The sequence below is a fragment of the Streptomyces sp. CB01635 genome, assembly GCF_002803065.1.
Lineage (GTDB): Bacteria > Actinomycetota > Actinomycetes > Streptomycetales > Streptomycetaceae > Streptomyces.
The window spans coordinates 163,862-181,330 of sequence record NZ_NNBL01000009.1 but is presented as its reverse complement, the minus strand read 5'-3'; the positions used below and the strand labels follow the sequence as shown (position 1 = coordinate 181,330).

Here is a 17,469-nt window from a genome sequence, read left to right as displayed (position 1 = left end):
GATGGCCCTGCTCGAAGTCACCGACCTGACCGTGACGTACAGCCCGCGTGGCGCCGAAGCCGTACGGGCCGTCCACCGGGTCGGGCTCGAGGTCGCCGAGGGCGAGTTCGTCGGCCTGCTCGGCGAGTCGGGCTGCGGGAAGTCGACCCTCGGCAACGCGATCCTGCGGCTCCTGGAGAAGCCCGCCGCGATCACCGGCGGCAGCATCGTCTTCGACGGCCGCGACATCACACACGCCGGCGAGGACGAGCTGCGGGCGCGTCGCTGGGCCGATCTGTCGACCGTGTTCCAGTCGAGCATGAACTCGCTCAATCCGGTGATCACCGTGCGCGAGCAGTTCGCCGACACGTACGCGGCGCACCCCGAGGCGGCGGGCAGGGATGTCGATGTGGACGCGCAGGCAGGTGAACTCCTGGAGCTGGTCTCCCTCGACCGGGACGTGCTGCGCCGCTACCCGCACGAGCTGTCCGGCGGTATGAAGCAGCGCGTCGCCCTGGCTCTCGCGCTCGCCCTGCGGCCCAAGTTCGTGCTGCTCGACGAGCCGACGACCGGCCTGGACGTCGTCGTGCAGCGCGACATCCTCGACCGGCTGCGCGAGCTCCGGCGCACGCTCGGGTTCGCGGTCCTGTTCATCAGCCACGACCTCGGCACCGTCATGGAGATGGCCGACCGGGTGCTCGTCATGTACGCGGGCGAGATCGTCGAGAGCCGGCCGGCCGGGGACATGGTCGCCGCGCCGCTGCACCCCTACAGCACGGGCCTGCTCGGTTCGTACGCCGATCCGCGCGACGAGGTCGTTCAAGTCGCCTTCATTCCGGGCCGGCCGCCGAACCTGGCGCGCGACCACGAGGGCTGTCTCTTCGAGCCGCGCTGCCCGGTGGCTCTGGACGCCTGCCGCACCCGCCATCCGGAGCTGTTGCCCGTCGAGCGCGGGGCGGCCCGGTGCCTCCTCGTCGAAGAGTCCGGGGGCGCACGGCCCGCGAGTGCGCGCCCCGCCTCGGTGTTCTCCGCCGTGGGCGGCGCGGGCAGCAGAGTTACGGCCGACACCGAGCCGGTGCTCGTCGTGGAGGGCGTTGGTAAGGAGTACCGCTCCAGGCGCGGTTTTCGCACGACGACCGTACGGGCCGTGGACGAAGTGTCGTTCGCGCTCAGGCCGGGCCGGGTCGGCGCACTCGTCGGGCAGAGCGGCTCCGGCAAGACCACCATCGCCCGGATGATCACGGGGGTGGAGCGGCCCACCAGCGGCACGATCCGCTTCAAGGACGAGCGCGTGGACACTCTGGGCCGCCGGGCCCTGCGCCGCTACCGGCGCCATGTCCAGCTGGTGTTCCAGGACCCGTTCGCGGCGCTCAACCCCACGCGCACCATCGGCTACGCGCTGAGCCGACCGCTCCGCAACTACCTGGGCCTGAACGCCGGACAGGCCCGGACCCGCGCGGCCGAGCTCCTTGAGACCGTCGGCCTCAGCCCGGCCGAGCAGTATCTCGACAAGCTGCCCGGCCAGCTCTCGGGCGGCCAGCGGCAGCGCGTCGTCATCGCTCGCGCGCTGGCGCCGGAGCCCGACGTCCTCGTCGCGGACGAGCCGATCTCGATGCTCGACGTCTCCATCCGCGCGGAGATCGTCGAACTCCTCGACCAGCTCGTACGCGACCGCTCCATCGCCATGCTCTACATCACCCACGACCTGCTCAGCGCGCGGCTCCTCGCCGACGAGGTCCTGGTCCTGAACCAGGGATCCCTGGTCGAACAGGGCCCCACCCTCGACGTGATCGGCCACGCCCGAGACCCGTACACCCGCAAGCTGCTCGCGGCCATCCCCCGCCCTGACGGGGCGCGCACGGTCCCGTCCAATAACTGACGATCCCTCATAACACCGCGACAGCACTCCACTTATGGCACTTCCTCATGCCCAGGAGGCATTCATGGCAACGAACGGCACTCTCGGTGAACTCGTCACGCCCGCGCTGCGCGAACAGTACGAGAGCGAGGGCTACTTCGTCCTCGAGAACGTTCTCAGCGAAGAACAGCTGGAGCTGCTGCGCGGCGGGGCGCAGTACTCCATCGACCGGCTCGACGCGGAGATGGACGCGGCCGGTGTCGACACGATCGGCATCAACCACCGCGGCAAGCGCTACTTCTCCAACATGATCTACCAGCACCGCCCCGAGCTGCGGGCCTTCCTCTTCAGCGAGCTGACCGCGGAGATCTGCCGTGCCACGATCGGCGAGGAGGCGTATCTGTTCTGGGAGCAGTACGTCATCAAGGCGGGCGACCCGGACACCGCGTTCTCCTGGCACCAAGACTCCGGTTACGTGCACGAGGATCACGAGCCGTATGTGACGGTGTGGATCGCACTCGACGACGTGACCATGGACAACGGCCCGGTGCATCTGCTGCCGTACTCGCGCTCGGGCGTGAAGTCGTACGTGAAGCACATCACCGATCCCGTCTCCAACGACCGTGTCTGCTACTTCGGTTCGGATCCTGGCATGCCGATGACGGCGCCGGCGGGTTCGGTGGTCGTGTTCTCCAGTGTGGTGATGCACCGCAGCGGTCCGAACCTGACCGACCGCAACCGCCGCGTCTACATCGCGCAGTACTCCAAGGACGTCATCACGCTCAAGGACGCGCCGGACACCCCGCAAGGCGCCACGGACCCGTTCCTGAGCGGCGGCGAGAACGTGGCGGATCTGTGAGCGAGGCCGTGCGGCGTCCGACGCCGCGCCCCACCTTCGACCACCCCACCGTCATCCGGCAGCAGGACGCCGCACATCACCTGTGGGGCGACGAGGACGGCTCGGGACACGTCAGCGACCGGGTGTACGTGTCGTCGAGCTGTCTGCACGTCCTGCAGTTCACGCTGCCGCCGCGCGGACGGTACGTGCATTCAGCGATGAACCCGACGGTGTTCGCGGCCGACGTGGCGTACACCGTCCTGGAGGGCGAACTGATCCTGATCGACCCGGAGCACGGCGAGGTCCGTCCGCTGGCTGCCGGTGACATCGGCTTCTTCCGGCGTGACACCTGGACACACGCGGTCAATCCACGCCACGAGCCCGTACGCGTCCTGGAGTTCTTCTCGCCGCCGCCGTCGCACGACACGGCGTCGCCGTACGCGCGCAGTCAACCGCTGCTCGGCGAGACGCGGTACCGGGACACGCGCTGGAGCGGCCGATGGCCGGCGGCGCGCGCCGACCGGGAGGCGGCCTCCCGCATCCACGTCGTACGGGAGGACGGTCATCTGCACTGGCTGCCGGAGGACGACGGCGGGCATCTGGCGGGGACGGCGGTGGACACCGAGTATCTGACGGTCACGCGTGGGCAGTTGACGCCGGGACACCGCGGCCAGGAGCACGTCACGGCCGACGAGACCGTCCTGTACGTCACCGAGGGCACCGTCCATCTGCATCTGCCCGGCTTCGCGGGCCCGGCGTGGCACCGCGTCGAGCCGCACGACGCCGCGTACCTGCCGGCGGGCACCCGGTACCAGTTGATGGACTTCGACGGCGCGGGCGCGGCGTACTGGGCCGGTGCCGGGCGCGTTCCCGAAGGCTGGCGGCCATGAGGACGGCGGGTGGCGCCGGTGCGCGGGTGGTGGTTGCCCTCGACATCGGCGGCACCACCCTGTCCGGCGGGCTCGTGGCGGAGGAGGGCGCGGTGCTCTGCGCGGCCGAGCGTCCTGCGGTGCGGGACGGCGGCCGCGATCCAGGGCTTCGTGGCACGGTGGCACTGGCGCGTGAACTGACCGTCCGGGCGGGGGACATGGGTGCGCAAGTCGTCGGTATCGGCGCCGGGTTCCCCGAGTACGTGTCGAGGGCCGGCGCTCTGACCAGCCGTGACGTCATCGGCTGGGACGAGCAGCCGGCCGGTCTCCTCGCCCCGCTGGTGCCCGAACGCCCGGTGGTCGTCGAGTCGGACGTGCGCTGCGGCGCGCTCGCCGAGGCGCGGACCGACAGCGGCCGGGGGCTCGGCTCGTTCTTGTACGTGTCTCTGGGCACGGGCCTGTCCGCCGCGTTCGTGCAGCAGGGGCGCGTGTGGGCGGGGCAGCGCGGGGAGGCGCTGGGTCTTGGCACGTGGCCGGTGCACGGCAGTCTGGCGCCGGACCTGGAGGGTTACGCCTCGGGGTCCGGGATCGCCGCGCGCTACTCGGCGGTCACCGGATCGGCGGTGACCGGAGCCCGCGCGGTGGTGGCGCGGGCGGAGGCCGGTGACGCCGTGGCCTGTGACGTACTCAGCACGGCCGGAGGCGCCCTCGGCACGGCACTTGCCTGGGTGGTGGCACTGCTCGACCCCGCCGCGATCGTCGTCGGCGGGGGATTCGGCAGCGCCGGCGGACTGCTCGACGATTCGATGCGGACCGCCTACGCCGAGCACGCCCGGCACCGGGGCCGGCCGCCCGTCCGGCGCGCGGAACTCGGCGCCCTCTCCGGGCTCGTCGGCGCGGCCCTCGCGGTCTGGGAACACCCGGCCTGCGCCCGGGAAACACACCGCATCGCCTGACATCACGGTTTGTCTCCCGCTCTGCTCCTCCGCCGCCCTGCGGCGCGGCTCCCACGACTTACCTGGAGGTACCCCCATGCCCGGACCGTACGAAGACAGGATCAAGGAACTCCTCGGCCGGATGACGCCCGAGGAGAAGGTGGGCCAGCTCCAGCAGCTGTCATGGAACGGGGACACCGGACCGGGCGGCGGCCAGACCGAACGCGCGGAGGCCTCGGCGCGCGCCGGGCTGCTCGGGTCGGTCCTCAACATCCATGGCGCCGCGCACACCAATGCGCTGCAGCGCATCGCCGTCGAGGAGTCCCGGCTCGGCATCCCGCTCCTCTTCGGCCTCGACGTGATCCACGGCTACTGGACGACGTTCCCGATCCCGCTGGCGCAGGCCGCGAGCTTCGACCCGGAGACAGCGCGGCGCGACGCCGAGGTGTCGGCGAAGGAGGCCCGCTCGCAGGGCGTGCGCTGGACGTTCTCCCCGATGATGGATGTCTCCCACGAGCCGCGCTGGGGCCGTATCGCCGAGGGCAATGGCGAGGACCCCTATCTGACGTCAGCCTTCGCGGCCGCCAAGGTGCGCGGCTACCAGGGCCCGGCGGACGGCGGCGAGCTGGCCGACGACGGCCGGATCGCGGCCTGCGCCAAGCACTTCGTGGCGTACGGCGGGGCGGAGGGCGGCCGCGACTACAACACGGTCGACGTGTCCGAGCAGCGGCTCCGCAACCTCTATCTGCCGCCGTTCCGGGCGGCCGTCGAGGCCGGGGTGGCCACCGTGATGGCCGCGTTCAACACCGTCTCGGGCGTCCCGGCGCACGGCAATCCGCACACCATGAACGACGTCCTGAAGACTGAGTGGGGCTTCGACGGCTTCGTGGTCAGCGACTACACGGGCGTCGAGGAACTCATCGCCCACGGCTACGCGGAGGACGGCGCGGACGCGGCGCGCCTCGCCCTGAACGCGGGTCTGGACATGGAGATGGTCTCCACCCATGTCGTCGACCACGGCAGGGAACTTCTCGCACAGGGCCGCATCACGATGGACCGGGTGGACGACGCGGTGGCGCGGATCCTTCAACTGAAGTTCGCGCTCGGCCTGTTCGAGAACCCCTACGCCGACGAGTCCGCGGAGATCACCGAGCCGACGCCCGGGACGCGGGCGGTATCGCGGGCGGTGGCGGCGCGCTCGATGGTGCTCCTGAAGAACGAAGGGGGGTTGCTCCCGCTGAGCCCTTCGGGCACGGGCGCGGGCTCGGTCGCGGTGGTCGGCCCGCTCGCCGACTCGGACGATCTGCACGGCACGTGGGGCGGTCCGGGCGCTCACCGGTTCCCGTCGGTGAGCGTGCTGGACGGCGTACGGGCCGTGGCCCCGGAACGGACGGTCACGCATGCGGGCGGGGACGTCGGTGAAGCGGTGGCCGCGGCCTCGGCCGCGGACCTCACGGTGATCGTGGTCGGCGAGGAGTCCCGGCTGAGTGGCGAGGCGTGCTCACGCAGCGACATCGGCCTCCCGGCCGGCCAGGAGGAGCTCATCGAGGCCGTCGCCGCGACCGGAAAGCCGTACGCCGTGGTCCTGTTCAACGGACGGCCCCTCGCCCTCGGCGCCTGGCTGGACACGGCGCCGGCTGTCCTCGAGGCATGGCACCCGGGCATCGAGGCGGGTCACGCGGTGGCCGATGTGCTCTTCGGCCGGGTGAACCCGGGCGGCAAGCTCCCGGTGACCTTCCCGCGCTCGGTGGGCCAGGTCCCGATCTACTACAACCACGAGATCACCGGCCGCCCCTACGATCCGGAGACACCGGACGAACACTTCCGCTCCCGCTACCTGGACCTGCCCGAGGGCCCGCGCCTTCCCTTCGGACACGGCCTGAGCTACACGTCCTTCACAGTCTCCGAGCCCCGTCTGAGCCGGGAGACCGTCGGCGCGACCGCTCTCCTGGACGGCGGCGCGACGGTCGAGGTCACGGTCACTCTCACCAACACCGGCGACCGCACCGGCGACGAGGTCGTCCAGCTGTACGTCCACGACGTCGTGGCGAGCATCACCCAGCCGGTCCGCAAACTCCGCGGCTTCGAACGTGTCACCCTCGCCCCCGGCGCCACCACCACGGTCACCCTCCAGCTCGGCGCCGACGACCTGGGCTTCTGGACGAACGACCAGTCCGGAACCTTCACCGTCGAACCCGGCCGTTTCGACCTCTACACCGGCACGAGCTCGGAGACGGAGAGCCGGGGCACGCTGTGGGTGGTGCCGGACTGACGCCTCGACGCGTGGTGGCCTCCCGGGCCTGTCCCGCTCGGACATACGATTCGATGCCGTGAGCTGTGGTGATGTCGTTTGGTCAGGCGGCTCGCTGGTACTCCTTGATCAACTCTCCGAGGCTGGATCGTTGTCATCGCTTTGTACGGCCGCCGCACCGCATTGGCAATCGGCGTCAGCAATGTGAAGGCCGTCCGGCATTAGTTCGAATCAGGCGTGGGCGGTGCCCCGGCGGTCGGGTGTGAGGAGGTAGGCGATCGCCATGTCGCTGAGTTCGTCCGCGTAGCGGCGTTGCGCCGCCTCACCGATCGCCGGGTCGGGGCGTACGGAGTTGTGGAAACAGGCGCCGAGGAGGGCGCGGGCCGCGGTGTCCAGCGCCGCCTGCGGGTCGGAGCGACGGATCTGGTCCGCGTAGGGAGCCGCCGCTTCGAGCAGGAGTCGATGGACCTCGGTGATGGTGCGGGCCCCGCGGTCCGAGGGCTTGGCGCCTCGCGCGCGGAGCAGCTCGGGGAAGAGGTTGGTGCTGTCGGTGAAGGACTGCAGCAGGGTGTGCGCGTAGGTGTACAAGACGCCGGACAGTGATGGCTCGGCCTTGCGGAGTTGCTCGGCCACGTACTCCTCGCGCCGATCCAGCATCCGCTCCGTCAGGGCGTTGATCAGCTGCTCTTTGTCCTCGAAGCGGCGGTAGATCGTGCCGACCGAGACGCCGGCGCGTTCCGCGACGCCAGAGATCGTCATCTCCTCCAGACCGGCCGAACCGGCGATCTCCTCGGCCGCCTGCAGTACGCGGGCCAGTGTCGCGGCGCTGCGCGCCTGCTGGGGCTCCCGGTACGGCGCTGGGCGGTCGTGCTCGTCGGTCATGTCCCGCATCGTATCGGCGGCGGTCCCACCAAGGATGTTTGACAAGTGGTGCACCTCTCTGAGTACCCTCAGGATGCGAATGTGAATTTACATTCGCATCCTACTGGAGGTTTGACCATGACCGACAACCAGACTTCCCCGGCTGTGACCGTGACGCTCGAGTCGGGGCCCGCCGGCTCCGGGAGCATCGACGACTTCGAGCTGTTCTACGCCCGCCGTGCCCTGGACCGCTTCAGGACGCGACTGGGCCGCCAGGGCCTGCTCGATCTGCTGGCCGCGGACATCGAGGAAGGCAACGCCTTCCTGAGGGAGTGCGCGCGCAGCTCCGACGGTGAGTTCCACGCGGGCACGACGGTGCTCCAGGCGCGCGGCCTGACCTCGGCCGAGTTCCTGACCTGGATGGACGGGGCCTTCGCGAGCAGCGACGAGCGCCCGCTTCTCGCGGCGCATCCCGAGCACTACGCGATGGGCACCGACGACATCGGGGCGCGTGTGGTGGAGAACATAGGCCCCCACGTGTGTTCCTTCTACATGGGCGGCTGGGGCACGGCCGCGATGGCCTGGGCCGAGGACGCGGCCGAGCTCCTCCCGAAGTCGGAGTTTCCGCGCAAGATGTCCTCCAACCTTTTCCTGGAGGACGGCACCGTGGTCGGGCGGGCGCTGATCCAGTTCGGCGACACCGCCGACGGGTTCACCGCGAACCTGACGGTCTACTTCCCCACGTCCTGCCCGAAGGACGTCCTGGACCACCACCTGCGGCACTACGCCGTCGAGTTCAGGAACTGGATCGTCGCCGCGGCAGCGGCCAACGCCTGACCGATGCGGGTGGCGCGCACCGGCGGTTGACGTCGTCGGCCGAACGCCGGGCGGCTTCGGGCTTCATGAAGTCGCAGCCGCCCGACGCGTCAGCGCGATACACGTCGGCCTCCCGGCGCACACGGCCTCCGGCTCCCAGCGCCGGGCCGATCTTCTCAACTACCCCGTCCGGCAAGGAGCTCTGCCTCTCCGGCGGACGGTGCCCAGCAAAGAAAGACCCACCATGACGCACCACGCCACCCCGCCCGGTACGGGACGCAAGCTGACCCTCGTTGTTCTCGCACTGGCGGCCCTCATCGCCGCGATGCTGTGCGCCTTTGCGCTGCCCTCGCTGCACAGCGGCGCGCATCATGTACCTATCGGCGTCACCGGGCCCGGGCAGGCCGCCGAGACCGTCCGGGGGACCGTCGACGGACCTGAGTGGGACGTCCGTGTCTACGAGACCCCCGAGGCTGTCGAGACGGCCGTCAAGGGCGGCGACATCGCGGGCGGTCTCGCGATCACGGCTCAGGGCGTCGACGTCTACGCCGCCACCGCCAGTGGTCCCTCGGCCACCAGCGCCCTCACCGCGCTGGGCGACGGCGTCGCCGAACAGAACAAGACGCAGGCCACCGTCCACGACGTGGTGCCCTTCACTGACGACGACCCCCGGGGCGCGGGCCTGACCGCGGCACTGATGCCCATGATCTTCGCCGGGATCTTCCCCGCCCTGATCCTCGGCAACGTCTTCCCCGGCCACCGTGGGCTGCGGGTCCGTCTGGCGGGAGCCTTGACCTTCTCCGTCGTGGCGGGTGCGGCCGTCGCCGCTGTCCTGCAGTTCGGTACGCACTCGATCGACGGCAGCTTCGGGCTCACCGCGCTCGGGGTCATCCTCGGCATGGCGGCCCTGTCCACGACCCTCCTCGGCCTCCAGGCCCGCTTCGGCATGGCCGGCTTCGCCATCGGCGGCGCCCTCATGATGCTGCTCGGCAACCCCCTCTCGGGCCTGGCCACCGGACCGCACTGGCTTCCCGACGGATGGGCCACCATCGGCCAGCTGCTTCCTCCGGGGGCCTCGGGCAGCCTTCTGCGGGCCAACGCCTTCTTCGACGGGGCGGGTAGCGGTCTGCCCGGCCTGGTCCTGATGGTCTGGGTCGTCATCGGGGTCGGCCTCGCACTGCTCGCGGACCGGCGTGGCAGGCGGGCCGCGGGGTCTCGCTCCAAGGTGATCGCCGCGTCCGCAACTGTGGATGCCTCGCACGCCGAATTCGCCACGTCCTGAGAGCGAATGCCGCCCGCGTCCCAACGGGGCAGCGGAGTCGTTCTGCAACGGCGCCGACGGGCTCGGCCTCGCCGGCGCCCCTTCTGGCTGACTCAGCAAACCGACCAGAGTGTCTACCACACCGGCGCGACCAACGTTCTCCACACGGGCCCGGAACACATCCGGTATGTGCAGCTGCCGATTGTCCCGAGCCGACTCCACCGCTGATCTGTGCAGCGCCGTCTCGGGCCTTCGCCGCCCTTACCGCGGAGACGTCGCTCGCGTGCGGCTGCTACGCAGCATGGTCACTGGGGCGTCAAACAAGTGAGTGGAGGAGCTGTGCGCGGAAGTGACCGGCCGCGGTCAGTGCAGCATCATTGGCCTGTCGTTCGCCGATGGTGATCCGCACTCCGTCCTGGCCGTAGGGCCGCACGGTCACGCCTGCGTTCTGGCAGTGCTCGGCGAAAGCGGACGTCTGCTGACCGAGGCGGAACCAGACGAAGTTGGCCTGGCTGTCGGGCACGGTCCAGCCCTGCTCCAGGAGTGCCTCGCGGACACGTATCCGTTCGCCGACCAGCTCCTCGACTCGCTCCATCAGCTCGGCTTGCCGGTCGAGGGACGCGATTGCGGCGCTCTGCGCCGTCGTCGAGACGCCGAAGGGAACGGCAACCTTGCGCAGGGCTTCGGCGACGGGTTCATGAGCGACCGCGTAGCCGACCCGCAACCCGGCCAGGCCGTAGGCCTTCGAGAAGGTCCGCAGGGCCACGACGTTCGGTCGATCGCGGGAGAGCTCCACGCCGTCAGCGCAGAGGGGATCGTCGTTGAACTCTACGTAGGCCTCATCCAGGACGACCACGACATCGGCCGGCAGGCGGTCGAGGAAGGGTTCCAGAAGATCCCGGCGCAGCGCGTTGCCGGTGGGATTGTTGGGCGCGCACACGAAAACCAGCCGCGTACGGTCCGTGACCGCCCGCGCCATCGCATCGAGGTCGTGCGCCTCGTCGTGGGCCAGTGGAACCTCAACGGGGCATGCTCCGAAGAGGCGGGTGACGATGGGGTAGGACTCGAAAGAGCGCCAGGCGTACACGACTTCGTCGCCCGGCGCGGTGCTGATCTGCATCAGCTGCTGCAACAGTCCACTGGAGCCGGTGCCCAGCGCGATGCGCGCGGCGGGGATCGACAAGTGTTCCGCCAGCCGGTTCGTCAGCTCGGTCGCGTGCAGGTCCGGGTAGCGGTGCATCTGTCCGGCGGCGACGGTCACGGCGTCCAGTACCCCCGGCAGCGGCGGGTAGGGATTCTCGTTGGAGGAGAGCTTCCAGCTGGGCCTGTCGGCGGACGCCGCCGACTTGCCGGGCACGTAAGCCGGGATCGTGTCGAGCAGGGCACGCAGCCGAGGCGACGAGCCCTTGCCGCTGCGAGGCACTGCTTCATCCGGGCTTATGTTGCTCATGTTGCGTCCGTTCTGTGGGGCTTCGGCGGCACGGGTTAGGCACAGCGTCGGTGCTGGTCACACGGTGGGCCGGGGCCCCGCGGCGCGGCGGAGCCGGTTGGCGATCGCCAGTCCCAGCCCCTCCTCCACCGGCAAGGACGCGATGATGAGGTCGCACCCCTGCTGATCGAGCTCGCGCAGGAACCCGTACAGCCCGCGCGCATAGGCGGCCAGCGAACCGGGGGCCGCCACCACGGTGTGCACCTTTACCGGAGCGGCGGCGAAGGAGGCGGGCAGCAAGACGCCCACCTGATGCCCCCGCTCCTGCGCCAGTTCCGCTTCGGAGACGACGTTCTCCGGCTCGACGAGGACGACTCGCGCACGCGGCGCGTAGTGCGACGGATGCTGGCCCGGCACCCGAACGCGGCTCGTCGAGTGGACCGCGAGCGGGCACCCCAGCACTGCTTCGAGGTCCTCGCGCGTCACCCCGCCCGGGCGAAGGATGCTCGGGGCATCGCCCGTGGCGTCGACGATGGTCGACTCGACGCCGACCTCGCAGGGGCCGCCGTCCAGCACGAAGTCGACTTCATCGCCGAGTTCGGCACGGACGTGGTCCACCGTCGTGGGGCTGACCGAGCCGAAGCGGTTTGCGGACGGGGCAGTGACCCCGCCGCCGAAGGCCGACAGGAGCGCGAGCGCGACGGGGTGGTCGGGCACGCGCACGGCCACCGTCTCCAGGCCGCCGGTCGCTTCGAGGGGCACGCGGGGACCGCGCCGCAGGACCAGCGTGAGTGGTCCCGGCCAGAAGTGTTCGGCCAGCAGGCGCGCCGTCGCAGGCACCTCTTGGACCCAGTCGTCCAACTGCTCCGCGGCGCTGATATGGACGATCAGCGGGTGGGTGGGCGGACGTCCTTTGACCTGGAAGATGCGCGCGACGGCGGCGGGGTCCTCGGCGTTGGCGCCCAGACCGTAGACGGTTTCGGTCGGGAGAGCCACCAGGCCGCCGGCGCGCAGCACACCGGCCGCCTTCTCGATGTCACTGATGCTTGCTGTCACCCTCGCAATCCTAGGAGCACAAGGGACCGGCGACGGTCGTGATCAATCTCAATGCCAACCACGGTTCCAGCAACCACCACCGGCGCCTTCAGCTCCCACTCGACGAGCACATCGAGCAGCCCGAGTGCCAGACGCCACTTCTCCTGATGGCCCGTGCCGTTTGGGACTCCGGCTTTCCGGCAGCAGGCCGGGTGGTCCGTCCACTCCCGGGGCAGATACAACTGCCAGTTCAAAGGGCACGATGCTGTGTCGGTGGCAGCGTGGACGCTGACTGCGCCCTGGCAGTTCGCCCGTTTCCCGACCGCTTCGCAGTACTGGCGGGCGACCCCGACCGACCCGGATCCGCACTTGGGAAACGACACGTCGTCGATCACCCACACCTCAGACGTGATCGCCTCGCACAGCCGCTGGGCGATCCGCCGCCGCACCGGCCCAGAGTCCCAAGGCGACTGGTTCACGAACTGGTGCAGAGCCTGCATGTTCCGTCGGCTAACCGCTCGGCCATCGGCTGGATCGGCTTGCGCCGGCCATCCAGCATCAGGCCCCGCAGATAACACTCGCCCCACCGCCGCTGATCCCGCCGCGGCAACGACCCGAACACATCGGCAACGCAGTCCGATAACTCACCCCGGAGCCGTTCCACTTCCCCCGACCTCATCCCAGGAAGATGCCAACACCAGGCGAGATCACCCGACGTAACGAAGCACTACTGGTTGATCGTCAGCCAGCCGCGCAGTGCCGCCTGCACCCCCGCCTGGAACCTGGTCTCCGCGTTCAGCACCGCCATCAGCCGGGTGATGCGCCGGCGCACCGTGTGCACATGGACGTCCAGGCGGCGGGCGATCGCCTCGTCCTTGAGGCCGGACGTGAGCAGCGTCAGCAACTCCCGGTCCTCCTCGGTGATCTCCTCGTCCGTGACCGACCCGATGGGCACGGCGCGCTCCCACACCGCGTCGAAGAGCGGCACCAGGGCGTGGCTGAGCAGGGAGTCGCTCACCACCAGGGCGGTCGCCGTCGGATCCGCCGCGTCGGTCGGCGGGAGCAGTGTCACCCGCCGGTCGACGGTGATCAGCTTCGTGGGCAGCTGTGTGCCCACCCGGATCTGCACACCCTGCGCGGACAGGTCGACCAGGCCCCGGGCGCGGCCGTGGAAACTCAGCCCTTCCCGGTCCACCACCACCCGCACCCGCGCCCCGCGCCGCACCGGATCGGTCACGTCCAGCGGGGCGGGCATGCCGTCCGGCTCGCTCGCCGCGTAGGGCGGTCGGTCCAGGAGCGCCACGTCCTCGGTCGCGGACACCAGCAGCGCGGCGACACGCTCGGCGATGGCCGCCCGGCCGCGGATCGTCTCGATGCCGATCGCACGGGTCGCGTGCGCGGTGTTCAGGAGCCCGGCCGCCAGCCGGTCCACGGAACCCGTCAGCTCCTCCAGCTCGGCCGACCTGTGCAGCAGTTGCGCCTGGTGGAGGTGGATCAGGCTGCGCAGTGCGGTGGCGGGCGGGACGGCGCTCGGCAGCCCGCCGTCCCGGACGGGCTGGGTGAAGCCGCGCTCGGCGAGCCGGTTCAGAGCGGCGGTGGCCCGGCGCACCGACAGGCCGACGGCCCGGGCCAGGGCCGACCGTGAGGCAGGCGCGGGAACGTTCAGCAGGGCCTCGTACACCCGGAGTTCGTCGGCTCCGAGCCCGAGGGCCTGCCACTGTGCGTCGTTGTCCGGACCGTCCCACCCCACGCCGGTGATCTTGACCGGTCAGAGTGGTCCACACAAGTGTGCACGTACACAAGTAGACAGCCGGAACGCATTGTTCAGACACCGTCACCGGTATTTGCATGTCCGCATCCGACATCCGTTCACGTACCAGTGACACTGGAGGAGCACCGTGCGGACTTCAGCACGCAGAACGACAGACAGGGTCAGAGGCATAGCCGTCGGCCAGGGTGTAGCCGCGCTGCTGGCGGCCGCGGGCCTCTTGGTGACCGCGATGCCGGCCGCCCACGCGGACACCGACACCCCGGCCGCCGCGTCGTCCGTGAGCCCGGGCGACGACACCGACACCCCCTCGCTCGTCACCGGTCTGAACGAGTCGGCCGACGCGAGCGCGAGCGCCGCCGACGCCGCCCGTGAGCACCTCGCGGGCAAGAAGGGCCGCTACCACATCGCCGACGCCAAGGGCGACCTCAAGGCGGTCTCCACCGAGGACGCCAAGGGCGGCCTGGAGACGGTGCGCCTGCAGCAGAAGTACAAGGGCGTGTCCGTCCTCGGCGGCGAGTACGTCGTCCGCATGACGAAAAAGGACGGCAAGCGCACCGTCACCGGCACCTCCGGCAAGTACTTCACCCAGCTGAAGCTGGACACGGTCACCCCGAAGGTCTCCGAGGACGTCGCGGTCGAGCGCGCGATCGGCGCCGTCACCTCGCAGCTCGGCGGCGCCCCGCTGCACGCGCCGGCCAAGGGTGACAAGAGCGCGAAGGTCGAACTCACCGGCAAGGCCGTCGGCGTCACCGTCCTGCCGCAGGGCACCGGGGTGCTCACCCGGCACATCACCGTCACGGGCACCAATCCGGCGGACGGCACGGCCGTCAAGCAGGAGGTGTACGTAGACGCCCACTCCGGCTTCCCGGTCATGCAGTACAGCGGTATCCAGACGTTCGGCTCGACCGCCGGCGCCTCCGGCGCCGCGGACGGAGCCGCGACGCTCCCGGACGACGCCACCCCGACGGCGGCTCCGCCATTCGTCGTCAAGGGCTCCGGCACCCGCTACAACGGCCAGAAGGCCGACCTGAACCTGTACAAGGGCGCCGACGGCACCTACCAGATGTACGACTACGGGTTCCGGGACGCCGCCACCCCGTTCTCCGGCCCCCTGCTGCAGACCTGGGACGCCCGCGGCGTCGACGTCTCGGCCGCGTCGGGCGTCTGGCCCAGCGGCGCCGCGATCTTCAAGTCGGGCACCCCGGACCTCAGCGCGGACTTCACCGACTCCGGCGCGGTGGACGCCCATTGGGCCGCCAACAAGGTGTACGCGTACTACAAGGACCACTTCGGCCGTAAGGGGCTCGACGACAAGGACGGGTTCATGTATTCGCTGGTCGGCGTCACCGCCAACGGCCAGCCGTACAACAACGCCTTCTGGGACGGCAGCAAGATGGTGTACGGCAAGGGCGGCGGCGACTTCCGCACCTTCTCGGCCGACACCGACGTCGTCGGCCACGAGATGACGCACGGCGTCACCGAGCACAGCGCGGGTCTGGTCTACGCGGGCCAGTCCGGCGCGATGAACGAGGCGATCTCCGACTACTTCGGCAACGCCATCGACCTGGAGGCCAACGGCCAGTCGATGGACGACCCGGACTCGGGTCTGCTCGGCGAGGACCTGTGCACCACCCAGAGCCCGCGCGAGTGCGCCCTGCGCGACCTCAACGACGGCCACACCACTTCCAAGGACTTCATCGGTACCACCTACCGCGGTGACAACGGCGGTGTGCACCTCAACTCCACGATCTTCTCCGGCGCCCTGTGGGACATGCGCCAGGACCTCGGCGGCGATCTCGCCGACAAGATCGTCTACCGTGCGCTGACCGCGTACATGACCCCGCTGGACGGCTTCACCGAGGGCCGCGCCGCGGTCATCGCCGCCGCGCAGGAGCTGGGCGTCACCAAGGCCCAGTTGAAGAAGGTCAAGAGCTCCTTCGACGCGCACGGCATCGTCCCCGGCTGGGAGACGGCGCTCGGCGTCGACACCGACACGCTCATCGCCAAGGACAACGTCGCGGGCACCGGCGTCGGTGCGGGCGGCGGCAAGTACGCGGTCTCGCGCTCCAACGAGGACGGCAGCGAGCCGTACGCGGTGTGGGTGGGCAACACCTCCGGCAAGGGCCAGCCGCAGCTGGTGAGCCCCAACAACGGCAACTACAACGTCTACGCGAGCACCGACGGCAAGAACGTCGCGTGGGCCGAGTACGCCTACGACGCGGTGAAGATCCACGTGCGCCCGGTCGGCGGCGGCGTCGACAAGGTCGTCGACGGGATCGGCACCGACGTCACATCCGTCACCATCAAGGGTGACGTCCTCGCCTACGGCTACGTCAACCCGAAGACCGGCCTCCCCCAGGTCCGCTACGTCAACATCAAGACGGGCGCGACCATGGAGATGAGCACCAACCCCGTCATGGCGACGACGCTGCCCTCCGTCCACGACGGCAAGATCGCCTACGCGAAGCTGTGGGCCGAGTCCGACGGCTACAAGCTCGGCGTCGAGGTCTACGACACCGCCACCGGCAAGCGTCAGCTGATGCCGATCGACAAGAGCGCCGTCTACGGCATCGGCCAGACCGCCTTCACCGACGACGGTGTCTTCTGGGTCGAGGACAACGACATCACCGACACCGGTCAGGCCGCCGTGATGCGCGCCGACGCCGACGGCACGAACCGCACCACCGTCACCCCGGAGTCCGGTGCGGGTTCGCTGTACGCCTACCAGCTGACGGCCTCCGACGACGCGGTCACCGTCCTGACGTTGCCGCCGGCCACCTGGTGGGCCAACGAGACGCTGCCGAAGCTGTACCAGGTCGCGCCGGACGGCAAGGGCGGCGCGCAGCGTGTCTCCTGCAACCGCGGTGACCAGGTCTACCCGTCCGCCGACACCGGCCAGCGGGTCCTGTGGCTGGACGGCACCACCGGCTACACGAACCTCGTCAAGCGCGACAGGCCGGCCGGCAAGTGCTGATCTGACGCGCTGAACACGAAGGCGGCCGGGCTCTCGGAGGGGAGAGCCCGGCCGCCTCTCGCAGGTGCCGCTCAGTTGTTCAACCGCTGAGCGGCTGAGCCGCTCAGCCGTTGGCCAGCGCCTGCAGTCGGTCGTAGGCGCCGTTGAACTTGCTGTGGTCGCCGACCGTCGGGCCGGACGACGTGTACTGCCACATCGTGTAGAAGCCCCAGCCGGCCGGGAGCGCGCCCGGGTCGGTGTTGTAGCGGGCGATCCAGAGCGGGTTGGTCGCCCCGAAGGCGCTGGAGTTGCCGGTGCACTCGGTCCACCAGCTCGTCGCCGTGTAGATCACGGCGTCGCGGCCGGTGCAAACCTTGAGCCGTTTTCATCCTCGTTCTGACGCGTCGTGAAGGACGAGAACGGCCTTCACGATGTCGGTGATGCGGTTGGTGCTGCAGCGGAGTTTCCGGAGCAGGCGCCAGCCCTTGACGGTGGCCATGGCCTGCTCGCCGACGCAGCGGATCTTGGCGTGGGCAGTGTTGTGACGGCGCTTCCAACGCTTGAGCCGAGCCTTGGGTGTTCACCGCCATCTCCCGGACGCATGCTGTGCGAC

The 17,469-nt window shown here is 70.0% G+C and carries 12 protein-coding genes and 3 pseudogenes; 8 read left to right on the top strand and 7 right to left on the bottom strand.

All coding sequences use genetic code 11. The features are described from left to right. Position 1: 1 nt before the first annotated feature. The 5 genes from CG723_RS23970 to CG723_RS23950 all read left to right on the top strand — a co-directional run bounded on the left by CG723_RS23970 (position 2) and on the right by CG723_RS23950 (position 6,751). Positions 2–1,858 carry an ABC transporter ATP-binding protein gene (locus tag CG723_RS23970; RefSeq protein WP_100595519.1) on the top strand — a complete coding sequence of 619 codons (1,857 nt, stop codon included), beginning with the start codon at positions 2–4 and terminating at the stop codon, positions 1,856–1,858. Positions 1,859–1,922: 64 nt separating this feature from the next. Next, complete coding sequence (locus CG723_RS23965) at positions 1,923–2,696, top strand: phytanoyl-CoA dioxygenase family protein (protein WP_100595518.1); 774 nt, start codon at positions 1,923–1,925, stop codon at positions 2,694–2,696. Then, positions 2,693–3,565: a hypothetical protein gene (locus tag CG723_RS23960; RefSeq protein WP_100595517.1), complete on the top strand. Its 873-nt coding sequence runs from the start codon at positions 2,693–2,695 to the stop codon at positions 3,563–3,565. The genes CG723_RS23965 and CG723_RS23960 overlap by 4 nt, the downstream gene beginning before the upstream one ends. Next, positions 3,562–4,500 (top strand): ROK family protein, encoded by a 939-nt coding sequence (locus tag CG723_RS23955; protein WP_100595516.1) that lies wholly within the window; start codon positions 3,562–3,564, stop codon positions 4,498–4,500. Before CG723_RS23960 ends, CG723_RS23955 begins: the two co-directional genes overlap by 4 nt. Positions 4,501–4,576: 76 nt before the next feature. Further along, positions 4,577–6,751, top strand: coding sequence for a glycoside hydrolase family 3 N-terminal domain-containing protein (locus CG723_RS23950; protein ID WP_100595515.1), 2,175 nt, complete (start codon positions 4,577–4,579; stop codon positions 6,749–6,751). A 210-nt stretch (positions 6,752–6,961) separates the two neighbouring features. Here CG723_RS23950 and CG723_RS23945 read toward each other — a convergent pair whose 3' ends face one another. Beyond that, the gene (locus tag CG723_RS23945) at positions 6,962–7,612 is read right to left on the bottom strand and encodes a TetR/AcrR family transcriptional regulator (RefSeq protein ID WP_234374480.1); all 651 of its coding nucleotides are present in this window, start codon (positions 7,610–7,612) and stop codon (positions 6,962–6,964) included. A 117-nt stretch (positions 7,613–7,729) separates the two neighbouring features. Here CG723_RS23945 and CG723_RS23940 point away from each other — a divergent pair, with 117 nt between their 5' ends. Together CG723_RS23940 and CG723_RS23935 are read left to right on the top strand one after the other, a co-directional pair. Further along, complete coding sequence (locus CG723_RS23940; protein WP_100595513.1) at positions 7,730–8,428, top strand: hypothetical protein; 699 nt, start codon at positions 7,730–7,732, stop codon at positions 8,426–8,428. Positions 8,429–8,651: 223 nt separating this feature from the next. Continuing rightward, the gene (locus CG723_RS23935) at positions 8,652–9,689 is read left to right on the top strand and encodes a hypothetical protein (RefSeq protein ID WP_100595512.1); all 1,038 of its coding nucleotides are present in this window, start codon (positions 8,652–8,654) and stop codon (positions 9,687–9,689) included. A gap of 295 nt (positions 9,690–9,984) precedes the next feature. On the opposite strand, the gene hisC is transcribed toward CG723_RS23935, so the two are convergent. From hisC to CG723_RS23915, 4 genes and pseudogenes are all read right to left on the bottom strand, one after another. Next, the gene (hisC, locus tag CG723_RS23930; RefSeq protein ID WP_100595511.1) at positions 9,985–11,118 is read right to left on the bottom strand and encodes a histidinol-phosphate transaminase; all 1,134 of its coding nucleotides are present in this window, start codon (positions 11,116–11,118) and stop codon (positions 9,985–9,987) included. A 57-nt stretch (positions 11,119–11,175) separates the two neighbouring features. After that, entirely contained in the window at positions 11,176–12,153 is a 978-nt protein-coding gene (locus CG723_RS23925; RefSeq protein ID WP_100595510.1) for an L-threonylcarbamoyladenylate synthase, read from the bottom strand. Positions 12,154–12,194: 41 nt separating this feature from the next. Beyond that, a pseudogene (locus tag CG723_RS23920) lies at positions 12,195–12,811 on the bottom strand (IS701 family transposase); the annotation flags it as partial. A 48-nt stretch (positions 12,812–12,859) separates the two neighbouring features. Further along, positions 12,860–13,882: a helix-turn-helix transcriptional regulator gene (locus tag CG723_RS23915; protein WP_100595509.1), complete on the bottom strand. Its 1,023-nt coding sequence runs from the start codon at positions 13,880–13,882 to the stop codon at positions 12,860–12,862. A 250-nt stretch (positions 13,883–14,132) separates the two neighbouring features. Between CG723_RS23915 and CG723_RS23910 the strand changes: the two genes are divergently transcribed. Next, complete coding sequence (locus CG723_RS23910) at positions 14,133–16,877, top strand: M4 family metallopeptidase (protein WP_199841876.1); 2,745 nt, start codon at positions 14,133–14,135, stop codon at positions 16,875–16,877. 103 nt (positions 16,878–16,980) lie between these two features. On the opposite strand, the pseudogene CG723_RS23905 reads toward CG723_RS23910, so the two are convergent. Together CG723_RS23905 and CG723_RS23900 are read right to left on the bottom strand one after the other, a co-directional pair. Further along, a pseudogene (locus tag CG723_RS23905) lies at positions 16,981–17,232 on the bottom strand (GH25 family lysozyme); the annotation flags it as partial. Positions 17,233–17,241: 9 nt separating this feature from the next. Then, positions 17,242–17,397, bottom strand: a pseudogene (locus tag CG723_RS23900) (transposase family protein); the annotation flags it as partial. Between the last annotated feature and the right edge of the window lie 72 nt (positions 17,398–17,469).